The sequence below is a fragment of the Pseudomonas sp. 1928-m genome, assembly GCF_029269135.1.
Taxonomy (GTDB): domain Bacteria; phylum Pseudomonadota; class Gammaproteobacteria; order Pseudomonadales; family Pseudomonadaceae; genus Aquipseudomonas.
The window spans coordinates 82033-97616 of sequence record NZ_JARIXO010000003.1 but is presented as its reverse complement, the minus strand read 5'-3'; the positions used below and the strand labels follow the sequence as shown (position 1 = coordinate 97616).

The following is a 15584-nucleotide window of genomic DNA, read 5'->3' as shown; positions in this document are numbered from 1 at the left end:
GCATGCAGCCAGTCAGCACCGACCTACCCGGCGTGATCACTCTCGAACCCCAGGTGTTCGGCGATCATCGCGGTTTTTTCTACGAGAGCTTCAATGCCCGCCGCTTTGCCGATGCCACCGGCCTGCAGCGTGAGTTTGTCCAGGATAACCATTCGCGCTCAGCCAAAGGCGTGTTGCGTGGCCTGCATTACCAGGTGCAGCAGGCGCAGGGCAAACTGGTGCGGGTCACCGCCGGCGAAGTCTATGACGTGGCGGTGGACCTACGCCGCAGCTCACCCACCTTTGGCCGCTGGATCGGCGTGCACCTGTCCGCCGAGAACAAGCGGCAGCTGTGGGTGCCCGAAGGTTTTGCCCATGGCTTTGTGGTGCTCAGCGAATTCGCCGAGTTTCTCTACAAAACCACTGACTACTACGCGCCGGAACACGAACGCTGCATCCGCTGGGATGACCCGACCCTGGCCATCGACTGGCCATTGGATGGCGCGCCGCAGTTATCAGCCAAGGATCAGGCCGGGCTCAGTTTCGTCGATGCGCAGGTTTTCCCATGAAGATTCTCCTGCTCGGCCAGCACGGCCAGGTCAGCCAGGAGTTGCAGCGCGCCCTGCAAGGCGCAGGCAAGTTGACGGTACTGGGCCGCGAGCAGCTGGACCTGGCTCAGCCCGAACTGATTCGTCAGCATGTCCAGCGCCTGCGTCCCGAGCTGATCATCAATGCCGCCGCGCACACCGCGGTGGATCAGGCCGAGAGCGAGCCGGAGCTGGCCTTCACGATCAACGCCACGGCACCCGGCATCCTCGCCGAGGTCGCTGCCGAGCTGGGCGCTCCGCTGATCCACTACTCCACTGATTATGTGTTCGATGGCAGCCAGGCCGCGCCTTACCGCGAGAGCGATAGCACAAACCCGCTGAGTGTTTACGGGCGCAGCAAATTGGCGGGCGAGCAGGCGATTCAGGCCGTGGGCGGTATGCACCTGATTCTGCGTACCAGCTGGGTCTATTCGCAGCACGGCAAAAACTTTCTGCTGACCATGCAACGCCTGCTGCAGGAGCGCGAAAGCCTGTCCGTGGTGGACGACCAGATTGGCGCACCAACCTGGGCCGGCACTATTGCGCAGGCCACAGTGCAGCTGATCAAGCACTGGCGCAGCGGCCATGCCGGCCCGTGGGGCCTGTATCACCTGAGCGCACAGGACGAAACCAGCTGGTTCGGTTTCGCCAGCGCAATTGCCGCGCACCTGCGTAACCAGGGCAAACGTGTGGCGACGCTACAACCTATTCCCAGCAGCGCTTACCCAACCCCGGCGCAACGCCCACTTAATTCACGTTTGGACTGCAGCCGCCTGCAGCAGGACTGGCAGGTTCAACTGCCAACCTGGCAAGCCGCGCTGGAGCAGTGCCTCGCTCGCAGCTAAGCCCTAAAACGCTGAATCTGCTGCTGCAAACCGGTAGCCAGTTGCGCCAGATCGCGACTGGCAATCGAGCTCTGTTCGGCGCCGTTGACCACCTCGCCAATGCTGTCATTAAGGCTGCTGATGTTCTGGCTGATCTCATTGGCCACCGCAGTCTGCTCCTCGGTAGCGGCGGATATCTGCACATTGCCATCGGCAATGCCTTCGATGGCGTGGGCAATATGATTAAGCACCTCACCCGCTTCACGGGCATGGCTGACGCTGTTTTGCGCCTGCTCCCGCGATAGCTGCATGGCGCTCACCGCGCTACGCGCACCGCCTTGCAGGGCATCGATCATGCTGCGAATCGACTCGGTGGCTTTCTGCGTATTACTCGCCAGGCTGCGCACCTCATCGGCCACCACGGCAAAGCCACGCCCTGCCTCACCGGCGCGCGCTGCCTCGATGGCCGCATTGAGCGCCAGCAGGTTGGTCTGCTCGGCAATGCTCTGAATAACCCCGAGCACCTTGCTGATTTCATCGCTCTGGCTGTGCAGGGTGTCGATCACCTGGCCGGCTTTTTCTACCGACGCCGACAGGCCCTGAATCGATGTGAGGTTGGACTGCACCAGCTCACTGCCCTGGCGCGCTTCCTTGTTCGCGTCCGCCGCATTGCTCGCGGTGGACTGCGCATTGCGCGCCACTTCCTGCACCGCCACGCTCATCTGGTGCACGGCGGTGGCCACCATGCTGGTTTGGTCACCCTGAGCCGTGGCGGCCTGGCTGACCTGGGCACTGATCGCGCTCATTTCCTCGGACGCTGCCGCCAGCTGCGTGGCGGTATCGGTCAAGTGACGAATCAATGCCTGCTGGTGATCAAGCATGGTGTTGAAGGCCCGCGCGGTATCGGACACCTCATCGCGGCCGCTGGCATCGGCGCGCAGGGTCAGATTGGAAGACTCTTGCACTTCGCTGATCAGGCTGCGCAAACCGGCCAGCGGGCGAATGATCGACAGGCTGATCAACAACGCGGCCACCAGCACCAGCACCAGCGCCACCACGCCAATCACCACAAAACTATTGCGGATCGTCTGGTACTGCGCGGCGGTCTCGACGTTCAGTTGCTCGCCCTCGCTCAACTGCAGGTTGATCAAGCCCTCCAGCTCGCCACCGAGCGGGTCGAACGTGTCATACAGGGTGCGATTGAACGGCCCGGCTTCGGCTGCCAACAACTGGCCATTGCCGAGCTGGCCCAGATACTGATCGGCCAGTTGCTGCACCCGCAACAGATGCGGCTTGACCCGCTCGACCCGGCTGCTTTCATCTCGGGTCAGACGGGTGGCGATGTATTCGGCCCAGGCCTTGTCGCCACGGCTGCGGGCATCACTGAATGCCTTGCGCAACGCGGATTCATCGAACACCCCGGCGCGGTATTTATGCAGTGCATCAACCATCGCCACCGCGTAGGCATCGGACACCAGCTTGAGCTGGCTGATCGGCTGCATGCGGTCGGTAAACAACTCGTCAAAACTGTCATTCAGCTTGCTGGCGTTGGACAACGCCATGCCGATGACCACAATCAGCACCAGCAACGGCACCACCGCCAATAGCAACAACCTCGCCCTTACCGTCAATTGAGCCAACATCACAAACCTCCAGGGACTAAAGCGCAGCCGTCCATGCAGGGCGCAACCGGGTGGCACCATTACTCCAGGGCGATGCCGAACGATTTGAGTATTGACCCATATCGGCGAGCTTGCCCACTTATTGCATAACCGCCACTCTCAACTGATCACCCTGCCCGAGTAAGCGCATGTCCACCGCCCATCCTCACCCACGTCGTCCGCGTTGGCGCAGCCTGGCTGTCCTCGCCCTGCTGCTGACGCCCCTGCTGTGGCCGCTGCAGCAACTGGCCGAGCGTTACTACAGCGGCGTACTGGTCGAACAGAACCGCCAGACCCTCGACCTCTATGTGGCCAACCTGCTTGGCACCCTGCGCCGCTACGAGGTGCTGCCACCGATTCTCGGCGACCTGCCGGCCCTGCGCCTGGCCCTGCAACAGCCAAGCGAGCGCGCCCTGCTGGAGAACGCCAACCGCCTGCTCGATCAGGTGCGCGGGCAGACTGGCGCCGACGTGATCTACCTGATGGACCCCAACGGCAAGACCTTAGCGGCCTCCAACTGGGAGCAGGCCGACTCCTTTGTCGACCGTAACTTCGCCTTCCGCCCGTATTTCCGCGAGGCCATCGCCGGCCGCCCCGGGCGCTTCTTCGGCCTCGGCACCACCTCGGGCAAGCGCGGCTACTACTTCGCCGCTGCCGTGCGCGATGGCGAGCGCAATCTCGGCGCGCTGGTGGTCAAGGTCGACCTCGACCACACCGAAACCCTCTGGGGCAACACCCCGGAACAGCTGCTGGTCACCGATGCCAATGGCGTGGTGATTCTCACCTCCAACAGCCAGTGGCGCTTTACCGCCAGCCGCCCGCTGGACGCCGCCGAGCGCGCCGCAATTGCCGCCAACCTGCCCTACCCGACCCAGGCGCCACCGCCGATCAAACTGGATACGCAGAACTGGATTCGCCAGGACCGCGAACTCAAGGAAACCGGCTGGACCGTCAGCATCCTCGCCCCACGCAGCCTGCTCGACCGCCCGGTGCGCACCGCCCTGGTCGCCGGCGGCGGCATGCTGCTGTTGTTGATGCTGCTGCTCGGCCTGCTGATGCAGCGTCGCCGTCACTACCTGGAGCGCATCGCCCTCGACAGCCAGGCGCGTCAGCAGCTGGAACAACGCGTGCTGGAACGCACCCTCGACCTGGAACGGCTGAATAGCCGGCTGAAGCAGGAAGTGCTGGAGCGCGAGCAGGCCCAGCAGGAGCTGGTGCAGGCCCAGGATGAACTGGTGCAGGCCAGCAAACTCTCAGCCCTGGGCACCATGAGTGCGAGCATCAGCCATGAGCTCAACCAGCCGCTGGCGGCCATCCGCAGCTACGCCGACAACGCCTGCGTGCTGCTCGACCACCAGCGCGGCGACGATGCCCGCGCCAACCTCAAGCTGATCAGCCAGCTCACCGAACGCATGGCCTCGATCATCGCGCACCTGCGCGCCTTCGCTCGCCGTGATCGCCACGCCCCGGAAAGCGTGGCCCTGCAACCGGCCATCGACGATGCCCTGGCCCTGCTGGCCAAGCGTCGCCAGGCCATGCAGGTCGAGCTGATTCGCGACCTGCCGAACGCTACCCTGTGGGTGCAGGCCGGGGAAACCCGCCTGCGCCAGGTGCTTGGCAACCTGTTGGCCAACGCCCTCGATGCCTTGAGCGAAGTGCCGCAGCCACGCCGCCTGTGGCTGAGTGCCGAACTCACCGCCGAGGGCGTCGACCTACACCTGCGAGACAACGGCCCCGGCTTTAGTCAGGAGGCGCTGCAACGCGCCCGCGAGCCATTCTTCACCACCAAGACCAGCGCTCAGGGCCTCGGCCTCGGCCTGGCCATTTGCGATACCCTGATGCGCGCCCTGGGCGGCGAACTGCTGTTCGCCAACCACCCCGAAGGCGGCGCCCAGCTGACCCTGCGCCTGCGCGCCGCGGATCAGGGCATCAAAACCCAGTCGCCAGAGGACTTTGCTGTATGAGCATGATCGACTCCCGCACCCAGGTGCTGCTGATCGACGACGACCCCCACCTGCGTCAGGCGCTGAGCCAGACCCTCGACCTGGCTGGGCTCAAGGTCAGCAGCCTGGCCGATGCCCATGGCGTGGCCGCGCGCATTGAGCGCGACTGGCCGGGCGTGGTGGTCAGCGATATCCGCATGCCCGGCATCGACGGCCTGCAACTGCTGCAACAACTGCAGGAACAGGACCCGGAACTGCCGGTATTGCTGATCACCGGCCACGGCGATGTGCCGCTGGCCGTGCAGGCCATGCGCGCGGGCGCCTATGACTTTCTGGAAAAACCTTTCGCCAGCGACGACCTGCTCGACAGCGTGCGCCGCGCCTTGGCCCTACGCCGTCTGGTGCTGGATAACCGCAGCCTGCGCATGGCCCTGGCCGATCGCCACACCCTGTCAGCGCGCTTGGTCGGCCAATCGCCAGCCATGCTGCGCCTGCGCGAACAAATCGGCGCCCTGGCCGGGATCAACAGCGACGTGCTGATCCTCGGTGAAACCGGCGCCGGCAAGGAAGTGGTGGCGCGCGCTCTGCACGACCTGTCGAGCCGCCGCGCCGGGCCGTTTGTGGCGATCAACGCCGGCGCCCTGGCCGAATCGGTGGTGGAAAGTGAGCTGTTCGGCCATGAGCAAGGCGCCTTTACCGGCGCGCAAAAGCGCCGCATCGGCAAGTTCGAATTCGCCAATGGCGGCACGCTGTTTCTCGATGAAATCGAAAGCATGAGCCTGGAAGTGCAGGTCAAACTGCTGCGCCTGTTGCAGGAGCGGGTGGTCGAGCGCCTCGGCGGCAACCAGTTGATTCCCCTAGATATCCGGGTGATTGCGGCGACCAAGGAAGACCTGCGCCAGGCCGCCGATCAAGGCCGTTTCCGCGCCGACCTGTATTACCGCCTGAACGTCGCCCCGCTGCGCATCCCGGCCCTGCGTGAGCGCGGCGAAGATGCCCTGCTGCTGTTCCAGCACTTTGCCGAAGCCGCCAGCAGCCGCCATGGCCTGGCCGAACGTAGCCTGCAGCCGGGCCAGCGCGCAGCGCTGCTGCGTCACCCCTGGCCGGGCAACGTACGTGAACTGCAGAACGCCGCCGAACGCTTCGCCCTGGGCCTGGAACTGGACCTCGACCTGCAGGCCCAGGCTGCGGCGCCGCTGCCCGATGAAGACGGCAGCAGCGGCGGCTTGAATGCCCAGGTGGAAGCCTTCGAACGCAGCCTGATCAGCGCCGAACTGAGCCGCTCGCACAGCTCGCTACGCAGCCTGGCCGAGGCCTTGGGCGTACCGCGCAAAACCCTGCACGACAAGCTGCGCAAACACGGCCTGAGCTTCGCCGATGCTGGCGGAAGCTCGCCAGACAGCCTCGACTAGCCGGCGGATTTCCGCCAAAAGCTGCGCAAACGCCCTGCGCAGCTGCGCGCAAAATCCTCTGCAACAACCCGCCAGGCCTTGTCGTTGCTGCGTTTCACACTACTCACAGCAGCCACTTCAGCGCCTGGCATGGCGGTTGCTCTAGCCTCCTCAAGGCGACTCACTAACGCACAGTTCTAGGCAATCTGCCCGACGCCCGTCATTTTCTGACAGGCCGCCTAGACTTGAGCCTGTTCGCCCGACTTGTAGCGCTGCGGCGCATCACGCTATACAAAAACAAGAGGAAAGACTCCATGTTCAAACTGACTGCCAAGGCGCTCGCGTGCGCCCTGTCGCTGAGCATCGCCGGCATGGCCCAAGCGGCCGACCCGATCGTGATCAAGTTCTCCCACGTGGTCGCCGACCACACCCCTAAAGGCCAGGGTGCCGTGCTGTTCAAGAAGCTCGCCGAAGAGCGTCTGGGCGACAAGGTCAAGGTCGAGGTTTACCCGAACTCCTCGCTGTTCGGCGATGGCAAGGAAATGGAAGCGCTGTTGCTCGGTGACGTGCAGCTGATCGCCCCATCGCTGGCCAAGTTCGAGCAGTACACCAAGCAGATCCAGGTATTCGACCTGCCGTTCCTGTTCCAGGACATGGCCGCCGTCGACCGCTTCCAGCTGAGCCCTGAAGGTCAGGCGCTGCTGAAATCCATGGAAGATAAAAACATCACCGGCCTGGCCTACTGGCACAACGGCCTCAAGCAGCTGTCCGCCAACAAGGCACTGCGTGAGCCGAAAGATGCACGTGGCCTGAAATTCCGCGTACAGGCTTCCGCCGTACTGGAAGAGCAGTTCAAGGCCGTTAAAGCCAACCCGCGCAAAATGAGCTTCGCCGAGGTTTACCAAGGCCTGCAGACTGGCGTGGTTAACGGTGCCGAGAACCCCTACTCGAACATCTACAGCCAGAAGATGCACGAAGTGCAGAAGTTCATCACCGAGTCCAACCACGGTGTACTGGACTACATGCTGATCACCAACACCAAGTTCTGGAACAGCCTGCCTGCCGATGTACGCAGCGAGCTGGACAAGATCATTGTGGAAGTGACCGCCGAAGTGAACAAGCAGGCTGACGCCCTAAACGAAGGCGACAAGCAGCGCATCCTCGAGGCGAAAACCACCGAAATCATTAGCCTGACTCCTGAGCAGCGTAATGAATGGCGCGATGCCATGAAGCCGGTGTGGAGCAAGTTCGAAGCGGAAATCGGCGCCGACCTGATCAAGGCCGCCGACGCAGCCAACCAGTAAGGCGGAGCAGGCTGCGGCCTGCACCCAACCACAGCGCAGCCTTGCCGCTGCGCGATTGGCCGAATACCCAGGCAACCCTCGCGGGTTGCCTGGGTACGCCGCCCCTAACCACTGGAGATTCTATTGATGAACGCCTTGCGGCGCGTCTGGGACCACTTCGAGGAAGGCTTTATCGCGTTCCTGCTGGCCGCCATGACGCTGGTGACCTTCGTCTACGTGATCCTCAATAACCTTTACACACTGTTCTACAACCTGGCGGATCGCTGGGAAGGCAGCAGTGAGTTGTTCTTCGCCATCGGCGACAGCATTCTCGGCATGGCCCAGTCGATGACCTGGAGCATTGCCCTGACCAAGGCGTTATTCGCCTGGTTGATTTTCTTCGGCCTGGCCTACGGTGTACGCACCGCTGGGCACATCGGCGTCGATGCGCTGGTGAAACTGGCGAGCAAGCCGGTGCAGCGGGTGATTGGCCTGATCGCCTGCCTGGCCTGCCTGGGCTATGCCGGACTGATCACCGTGGCCAGCTTCGACTGGGTGAAAACCCTGTTCACTGCCGGCATCGGTGCGGAAGACCTCGGTCACTACGGCATCATGCAATGGCATATCACCCTGATCGTGCCGTTCGGCTACGCCATGGTTTTTATCCGCTTCTTTGAAATCTTCGTACGCATCCTGCGCAACCAGCAGACCGGCCTGGGCCTGGCTGATGAAGCCGCTGACGCACTGAAGATCAATGAGCACGGGGAGCACAAACAATGACCATCCTGTTCCTCTTCCTGCTGCTGTTCCTGCTGATGTTTATCGGCGTGCCGATTGCCGCCTCCCTGGGCCTGGCCGGCTCGGTGACCATCATGCTGTTCAGCCCGGACTCGGTACGTTCGCTGGCGATCAAGCTGTTCGAAACCAGCGAGCACTACACCCTACTGGCGATCCCGTTCTTCCTGCTGTCCGGTGCCTTTATGACCACCGGCGGCGTGGCCCAGCGCCTGATCGATTTCGCCAACGCCTGCGTCGGCCATATCCGTGGCGGCCTGGCTATTTCCGCCGTAATGGCGTGCATGCTGTTCGCTGCGTTGTCCGGCTCGTCACCTGCCACCGTGGCGGCCGTGGGCTCGATTGCCATCGCCGGCATGGTGCGTTCGGGTTATCCGCAGGCATTCGGCGCCGGGATCGTGTGTAACGCCGGTACCCTGGGCATCCTGATTCCACCGTCGATTGTCATGGTGGTATATGCCGCCGCGACCGAGCAGTCGGTGGGCAAGCTGTTTATGGCCGGCGTAGTGCCGGGCCTGCTGCTGGGCGTTGCTCTGATGGTGGCGATCTATATCGTCGCGCGGAAGATGAACCTGCCGTCCATGCCACGCGCCAGCCTGCGTCAGCTGCTGACCACTGCGCGTAAGGCGATCTGGGGCCTGCTGTTGATGGTGATCATCCTCGGCGGCATCTACACCGGCATGTTCACTCCGACTGAAGCAGCTGCAGTAGCGGCGGTCTACGCCGGCTTCGTCGCGCTGTTCGTGTACAAGGACATGACCATCCGCGAGTGCCCCAAGGTACTGCTGGACTCCGGCAAGCTGACCATCATGCTGATGTTCATCATCGCCAACGCCATGCTCTTCGCCCACGTACTGACCACCGAGCAGATCCCCCAGACCATCACCGCCTGGGTGATCGAGATGGGCCTGCAGCCATGGCAGTTCCTGCTGGTGGTGAACATCGTGCTGCTGGTGGCGGGCGCCTTTATGGAGCCGTCGGCGATCATCCTGATCCTCGCGCCAATCCTCTTCCCGATTGCCGTGCAACTGGGCATCGACCCGATCCACCTGGGCATCATCATGGTGGTGAACATGGAAATCGGTCTGATCACACCACCGGTGGGGCTCAACCTGTTCGTCACCTCGGCGGTGACCGGTATGCCGCTGACCGCCGTGATCAAGGCCGCCTGGCCGTGGCTGATGCTGCTACTGAGCTTCCTGATGATCATCACCTACGTGCCTGCCGTATCCATGGCCCTGCCCAACTGGCTGGGCATGACCTGACAGCAACTCCGTGTGTACTTCCCTACACACTTTTAGCCCGGCCTCAGTGCCGGGCTTTTTTTGTACGTGACTTTTGTAGTGTGGGTCGGGCCGCGCAGGTTAGCCGCATGTCGCGACTGCCAGACTCACGCCATTCGGGGCGCGGCGTAACCCACCATCGGCGTAACGAGCGTCACTGGGCTAGATAGTCAGCGTTAAGCCCGCGCCAACTCCGGCAAATCACCCGACAAACCCAGCGCCTGACGGACAAACAGCGCCTTGGCTTCTGGCAGATCGTCCACCCAGTTGAGGCCGCTGTTGCGCAACCAGCGCAGCGGCAGCGGGTCGGCCTGGAACAGCCGCTCGAAGCCTTCCATCGCAGCCATCATCGCCAGGTTGTGCGGCATGCGCCGGCGCTCATAGCGGCTCAGCACCTTCACATCGCTGAGGCGCTCGCCACGCTGCGCGGCATGCAACAGCACCTCGGCCAGCACTGCCACATCGAGAAAGCCCAGGTTGACGCCCTGCCCGGCCAGCGGATGGATGCTGTGTGCGGCATCGCCAATCAGCGCCAGGCCGTCTTCGACATAGCGTTTGGCGTGACGTTGACGCAGCGGGATACACAGGCGCGGATCAGCGTGTAGCACCTCGCCCAAGCGGTGTTCGAAGGCAAAGCCCAGAGCGCGGCGAAAGCCGGCATCACCCAGCGCCATCAGCCGCTCGGCTTCTGTCGGGGTCACCGACCAGACAATCGAGCACCAGTGCTCGCCTGCCGGGCCTGCCAGCGGCAGAAAGGCCAGTGGGCCGTCATCGGTAAAGCGCTGCCAGGCGGTGGCCTGATGCGGCTTGCTGCAACGCACGCTGGTAACGATGGCGTGGTGCAGGTAATCCCACTCGCGGGTGGCGCAACCGGCCAGGCGGCGCACCGCCGAGTTGGCGCCATCCGCTGCGATGATCAATGGCGCACGCAGCTCGCGGCCGTCACTCAGGCTGAGCAACCAGCCATCGCCGGAGCGGCGCAGCTGCTCCAGGCGGGCACCCGGCAGCAAACCAATCGGGCTGTCGTGCAGGCGTTCGAGCAGGGCATCCTGCACCACGCGGTTCTCGACGATATGGCCGAGGGATTCGGCATGTACGCTGGCTGCGCTGAAATGAATTTGCCCGGTTCCGGAGCCGTCCCACACCTGCATCTCGCCATAGGGGCAGGCACGCCGTGCGGCGATGCCGTCCCATACACCGAGGCGATCAAGAATGCGTTGGCTGGCCACCGATAGCGCACTGACCCGCGGCTCGAAGGCAGCCTGCGGATAAAAGGGTTTGACGCTCAGCGGGCCGCCATCGACCAGCAGAATCTCCAGGCCCTGATCCTGCAGGGCCAGCGCCAGGGCGCTGCCCACCATGCCTGCACCAACGATGATCAGATCCGCTTGCATCACATATTCCTTGTTCAAGCTGCCTGCCGAACGCGCGGTTTAAGTCGCACATAAAGAGTTTTATGCACCCGCGCCACCAGGGTGCCGCTGCCATCGCGCACGTCGACATGCAGCTCGGGATGGTACTTATCGCCATCGGCGGTGTGCTGACGAATATCGTCAAGCAGCCCTTGGTCGATACTGAAGTCCGCGTACACAGGGCCGGTGCCGGGGGCGATAAAGTCGATGCGCGCGGCCTTGTCCCAGACGATAAAGTCACGCCCGAGGTTTTCCATAATCATCAGCATGAAGAACGGGTCGGTCATCGAATACAAACTGCCGCCGAACTGGGTGCCAACATAGTTGCGGTTATACCAGCCCAGGCCCATCTTCACCTGTACCTGGCGGAAGTCCGCGCTGATCCGCCGCACCCGCACACCGGCGCCCAGATAGGGTGGATACAGATTCATCGCCCAGCGCAGCAGCCGCGCCTTGCGCGCCAGTTTGTTTGCCGACATGAATCAATGCTCCGAGCGAGTGCCAAGGCCCATGGCCTGGCGGGCGAACCAGCGTTTCGCCGGAGGTAATAGGTCGAGGCCGAGCAGGCCAAGGTTGCGCCCAGCAGCCAATAACGGCTGGCCGGTGCTGAACAGGCGGGTGACCTGGTCGGAGAAGCCGACAGTCAGCTGCTGATCCATCTGCTGGCTGCTCAGGTAGCGCTGCAGGGTAGCCAGATCGCCCAAGGGCGCATTGCTGGTCAGCAGGGTTTCGGCCAGCACCAGGGTGTCGCGCAGCGAGAGGTTGTAACCCTGGCCGGCAATCGGATGCAGGCTGTGCGCAGCATTGCCGAGTACCACCAGATGCTGACGCACCTGCTCTTTGGCTGCGGTCAGCGCCAGCGGGTAGAGATGCCGCGCGCCAACCTGGCGCAGGCTGCCCAGGCGATAACCGAAGGCCTGCTGCAGCTCGGCGAGAAACGCCGCATCGTCCAGCGCCGACAGCCGCTCGGCTTCCAGGGTGGCGCGGGTCCAGACCAGGGCGCAGCGGTTATCCGCCAGCGGCAGCAGGGCCATCGGTCCTTCTTCGGTAAACCGTTCGAAGGCCAGGCCGTTGTGCGCCTCCTGCGGGCTGACGTTGGCGATCAGCGCGCTCTGCCCGTACGGCGTAGTGCTGACGGCGATGCCCAACTGCTCGCGCAGTCCGGAGCGGCCGCCCTCGGCAAGAATCGCCAGGCTGCATTCCAGTTCGCTGCCGTCATCCAAAGTCAGGCGGTAACCATCGGCCAGGGCCTGCATGCGGGTGACCTGCGCCGGGCTGCGCCAGCTCACCACTTGCTGATCCAGCGCCTGCCACAGGCATTCGCCAAGCCAGGCGTTTTCCACCACATAACCGAGCGCCGGCACGCCTTCTTCCTCGGCGCTCAGGCGCGCGGCGGCGAAACGGCCTCGGTCGGAAACATGAATCTGCTTGATCGGCTCGGCGCGCTGGCTGATCTGCTGCCACAAACCAAGGCGCTGATAAATCTGCTGGGAACCAAACGACAACGCAGTGGAGCGCGCGTCGTAGCTGGGCTGATAACCGTTGCCCGGGGTGAACGGCTCGATCAGGCAAATGCTCCAGCCGCGCTGCTTGGCTTCGGCCTGCAGGGCCACGGCCAGACTGGCGCCGACCAGGCCACCGCCGATAATCGCGATATCCACCCGTTGCATGATCTAGGCAGCCACGCTGCGTGCGGCGGCCATCAGCGCTTCGATTTCGGCAACGGTTTTCGGCACACCGCTGGTGAGGATTTCGCAGCCGCTCTTGGTCACCACCACGTCGTCCTCGATGCGCACACCAATGCCGCGCCACTTCTTGGCCACGTCCTGATTGTCCACGGCGATATAGATGCCCGGCTCAACCGTCATGGCCATGCCGACTTCCAGCTCGCGCCATTCGCCGCCGACCTTGTACTCGCCAACATCGTGCACATCCATGCCCAGCCAGTGGCCGGCGCGGTGCATATAGAAGGGTTTGTAGGCCTCGCTGGCGATCAACTCGGCGACATCGCCCTGCAGCAGGCCCAGCTCCACCAGCCCGGCAGTAATCACCTGCACTGTGGCTTCATGGGCCTGGTTCCAGTGCTTGCCGGGGCCGATTTCCTTGAACGCGGCTTCCTGCGACGCCAGCACCAGCTCGTAGATGGCTTTCTGCTCGGGGGAAAACTTGCCGCTGACCGGGAAGGTGCGGGTGATGTCGCTGGCGTAGCAGTCGATTTCACAGCCCGCGTCGATCAGCACCAGATCGCCGTCTTTCAGCGGCGCGTCGTTCTCACGGTAATGCAGGATGCAGGCGTTCTTGCCCGCCGCGACGATGGAGCCATAGGCCGGCATCTTCGCCCCGCCCTTGCGGAACTCGTAATCCAGCTCGGCTTCCAGGTGGTATTCGAACAGGCCCGCACGACTGGCTTGCATGGCACGCACGTGGGCGCGGCAGGAGATGTCCGCGGCTTCCTTCATGACTTTGACTTCGGCCGCCGACTTGTACAGGCGCAGGTCATGCAGCAGGTGTTCGAGGGTGATGAATTCGTTGGGTGGCGTCGCGCCCTGGCGCGCTTTGGAGCGGATCACGTTGATCCACTCCATCAGCTGGCGGTCGAACTCATGGTTGGTGCCCATGGAGGAATAGACCCGATCACGGCCCTCGATCAGCCCCGGCAGGATGTCGTCGATATCGCCAATCGGGAACGCGTCATCGGCGCCGTACTGGCTGATGGCGCCGTCCTGCCCGGCGCGCAGGCCGTCCCACAGTTCGCGCAGCGGGTCGCGCTCGCGGCAGAACAATACGTACTCGCCATGCTCGCGCCCGGGAATCAGCGCAATCACCGCTTCCGGCTCGGGAAAGCCGGAGAGGTACTGGAAGTCGCTGTCCTGGCGGTAGATATGCTCGACATCTCGGTTGCGGATATACACCGGCGCCGCCGGCAAAATCGCGATGCTGTTGGGTTCCATCTGCGCCATCAGCGCCTTGCGCCGACGGGCGTATTCCGACTTGGGGATGCTGATCATGGGCAGATTGAGTCCACTTCTATTGCATGAAAATCAATGCAGCGACGGCTTCGCCGCAGCAACCACAGGCTTGGCACACTCGCTGAACAGCAGCAACGGCGCCACACGCAGGTATTCCATCACTTCCATGTAATCGTTCTCGCCATCATCGGATTCGTCCAGGGCGTTCTGCACCTGGGCAATCGCCGAGAGGTCCTGCAGCACTTCCATGGCTTCGGCGCTCAAGGCGCTGTCGCGGGCAGTCAGACCGAAGCCGCCGAGGAAGCCCTGACACCATTGTCCCAGAGCCACTGCACGCTCGCTAAGCGGCGCATCGTCGCTGGGCAACAACAGCACCACGGTGACATCGTTGCTGGTCAGCTCGCCCTTGACCATTTCCTGCAGGCCGATCAGCGCCTGGCGCACGGTGTCTTCCGGCGCAGCACCGAGCAGCTCGGCGGCATCCACCAGCCAGGAGTCGATTTCAAAGCCCGCACCAGCACAGCTGCGACCGAGCAACAGACCATGCAACTCGGCAGGGGAAATGGTGTGGCCGCTGTTGGCAAGCAGGGCGGCAAACGCGGAGTACGGCGAATTTGAAGTTGGCATAGATAACTAGGCGCAAAGCTGCGCGATCACTAGAATGGAGGCCTTGTATCCTAGCACCGGCAGGCGTGCCAAGACTATGCAAGCGGCTCGACGGAGCCCGCCCAGCCAACGCAAAAATTGCCGCGCCGTGATCCGTGGGTGAAATGCATCAACCTCTGGCGTGCCGATCTGCCCCACACTGGCCACACACCCAACAACAGCGCCGCGCACCACCGGGCACTGTCGAAGACGCCGCAAAGACGCTATTTTTCACCTGCCAGCCCACTCACCTAGTACGAGTAGAGAACCATGGAAGACGTCGACCTGCAGGCTCTTACGACCAAGCTGGACTTGCTGATCCAGCGCGTCGAACAGCTCAAGGCGCAAAACCGACAGCTTCTGACGAGCGAAAAGGCCTGGCGCGAAGAACGTGCCCATCTAATTGAAAAGAACGAAATGGCCCGGCATAAGGTCGAATCCATGATTTCGCGCCTCAAAGCCCTGGAGCAGGATTAATGACCCAGTCGAACACCTTGACCGTCCAGATTCTGGACAAAGAATATTGCATCGCCTGCCCGAGCGATGAACGCAGCAACCTGGAAAGTGCCGCGCGCTATCTGGATGGCAAGATGCGGGAGATCCGCTCAAGCGGCAAAGTGATCGGTGCCGACCGCGTTGCGGTGATGGCCGCCCTCAACATCACCCACGACCTGCTACACAAACAGCAACACCTTGATCAACAGGCCGGCGCCAACCGTGATCAGGTGCGTAGCCTGCTCAATCGGGTCGACAGCGCTCTGGCTCGGGACGCCGATGAGCAAGGCAGCTGATTGCGTGCCGACGCTTTCGGG

15 protein-coding genes are annotated in these 15584 nt (G+C 63.1%); 9 read left to right on the top strand and 6 right to left on the bottom strand.

What is annotated here, in order from left to right:
• Positions 1 to 2: 2 nt before the first annotated feature.
• Both rfbC and rfbD read left to right on the top strand, forming a co-directional pair.
• On the top strand, positions 3 to 548 hold the full coding sequence (rfbC, locus tag P3C18_RS12370) for a dTDP-4-dehydrorhamnose 3,5-epimerase (RefSeq protein WP_275962145.1): 546 nt from the start codon (positions 3 to 5) through the stop codon (positions 546 to 548).
• Positions 545 to 1411, top strand: coding sequence for a dTDP-4-dehydrorhamnose reductase (rfbD, locus tag P3C18_RS12365; protein WP_275962144.1), 867 nt, complete (start codon positions 545 to 547; stop codon positions 1409 to 1411). Before rfbC ends, rfbD begins: the two co-directional genes overlap by 4 nt.
• Here rfbD and P3C18_RS12360 read toward each other — a convergent pair.
• Complete coding sequence (locus P3C18_RS12360) at positions 1408 to 3033, bottom strand: methyl-accepting chemotaxis protein (RefSeq protein ID WP_275962143.1); 1626 nt, start codon at positions 3031 to 3033, stop codon at positions 1408 to 1410. The two genes, rfbD and P3C18_RS12360, sit on opposite strands and share 4 nt — an antisense overlap.
• A gap of 167 nt (positions 3034 to 3200) precedes the next feature.
• Between P3C18_RS12360 and P3C18_RS12355 the strand changes: the two genes are divergently transcribed.
• The 5 genes from P3C18_RS12355 to dctM all read left to right on the top strand — a co-directional run bounded on the left by P3C18_RS12355 (position 3201) and on the right by dctM (position 9728).
• Complete coding sequence (locus tag P3C18_RS12355) at positions 3201 to 5015, top strand: ATP-binding protein (RefSeq protein WP_275962142.1); 1815 nt, start codon at positions 3201 to 3203, stop codon at positions 5013 to 5015.
• Complete coding sequence (locus P3C18_RS12350; protein ID WP_275962141.1) at positions 5012 to 6406, top strand: sigma-54 dependent transcriptional regulator; 1395 nt, start codon at positions 5012 to 5014, stop codon at positions 6404 to 6406. The genes P3C18_RS12355 and P3C18_RS12350 overlap by 4 nt, the downstream gene beginning before the upstream one ends.
• A gap of 293 nt (positions 6407 to 6699) precedes the next feature.
• Positions 6700 to 7689, top strand: coding sequence for a C4-dicarboxylate TRAP substrate-binding protein DctP (gene dctP / locus P3C18_RS12345; RefSeq protein WP_275962140.1), 990 nt, complete (start codon positions 6700 to 6702; stop codon positions 7687 to 7689).
• 126 nt (positions 7690 to 7815) lie between these two features.
• The gene (locus P3C18_RS12340) at positions 7816 to 8448 is read left to right on the top strand and encodes a TRAP transporter small permease (protein WP_275962139.1); all 633 of its coding nucleotides are present in this window, start codon (positions 7816 to 7818) and stop codon (positions 8446 to 8448) included.
• Positions 8445 to 9728, top strand: a complete 1284-nt coding sequence (gene dctM / locus P3C18_RS12335; RefSeq protein WP_275962138.1) for a C4-dicarboxylate TRAP transporter large permease protein DctM — start codon at positions 8445 to 8447, stop codon at positions 9726 to 9728. The genes P3C18_RS12340 and dctM overlap by 4 nt, the downstream gene beginning before the upstream one ends.
• Before the next feature lie 194 nt (positions 9729 to 9922).
• Here the strand turns inward: dctM and P3C18_RS12330 are convergent, their stop codons facing one another.
• The 5 genes from P3C18_RS12330 to P3C18_RS12310 are packed head-to-tail and all read right to left on the bottom strand — an operon-like array spanning position 9923 to position 14754.
• On the bottom strand, positions 9923 to 11140 hold the full coding sequence (locus P3C18_RS12330; RefSeq protein ID WP_275962137.1) for a 2-octaprenyl-3-methyl-6-methoxy-1,4-benzoquinol hydroxylase: 1218 nt from the start codon (positions 11138 to 11140) through the stop codon (positions 9923 to 9925).
• Positions 11141 to 11154: 14 nt separating this feature from the next.
• On the bottom strand, positions 11155 to 11637 hold the full coding sequence (locus P3C18_RS12325) for a DUF4442 domain-containing protein (protein ID WP_275962136.1): 483 nt from the start codon (positions 11635 to 11637) through the stop codon (positions 11155 to 11157).
• A 3-nt stretch (positions 11638 to 11640) separates the two neighbouring features.
• On the bottom strand, positions 11641 to 12828 hold the full coding sequence (gene ubiH, locus P3C18_RS12320) for a 2-octaprenyl-6-methoxyphenyl hydroxylase (RefSeq protein WP_275962135.1): 1188 nt from the start codon (positions 12826 to 12828) through the stop codon (positions 11641 to 11643).
• 3 nt (positions 12829 to 12831) lie between these two features.
• Positions 12832 to 14166, bottom strand: coding sequence for a Xaa-Pro aminopeptidase (pepP, locus tag P3C18_RS12315; RefSeq protein ID WP_275962134.1), 1335 nt, complete (start codon positions 14164 to 14166; stop codon positions 12832 to 12834).
• 33 nt (positions 14167 to 14199) lie between these two features.
• Positions 14200 to 14754 (bottom strand): YecA family protein, encoded by a 555-nt coding sequence (locus tag P3C18_RS12310; RefSeq protein ID WP_275962133.1) that lies wholly within the window; start codon positions 14752 to 14754, stop codon positions 14200 to 14202.
• 288 nt (positions 14755 to 15042) lie between these two features.
• Here P3C18_RS12310 and P3C18_RS12305 point away from each other — a divergent pair, with 288 nt between their 5' ends.
• Both P3C18_RS12305 and P3C18_RS12300 read left to right on the top strand, forming a co-directional pair.
• Positions 15043 to 15249 (top strand): TIGR02449 family protein, encoded by a 207-nt coding sequence (locus P3C18_RS12305; RefSeq protein WP_090254694.1) that lies wholly within the window; start codon positions 15043 to 15045, stop codon positions 15247 to 15249.
• The gene (locus P3C18_RS12300) at positions 15249 to 15563 is read left to right on the top strand and encodes a cell division protein ZapA (RefSeq protein ID WP_090254691.1); all 315 of its coding nucleotides are present in this window, start codon (positions 15249 to 15251) and stop codon (positions 15561 to 15563) included. The genes P3C18_RS12305 and P3C18_RS12300 overlap by 1 nt, the downstream gene beginning before the upstream one ends.
• Positions 15564 to 15584 lie beyond the last annotated feature (21 nt).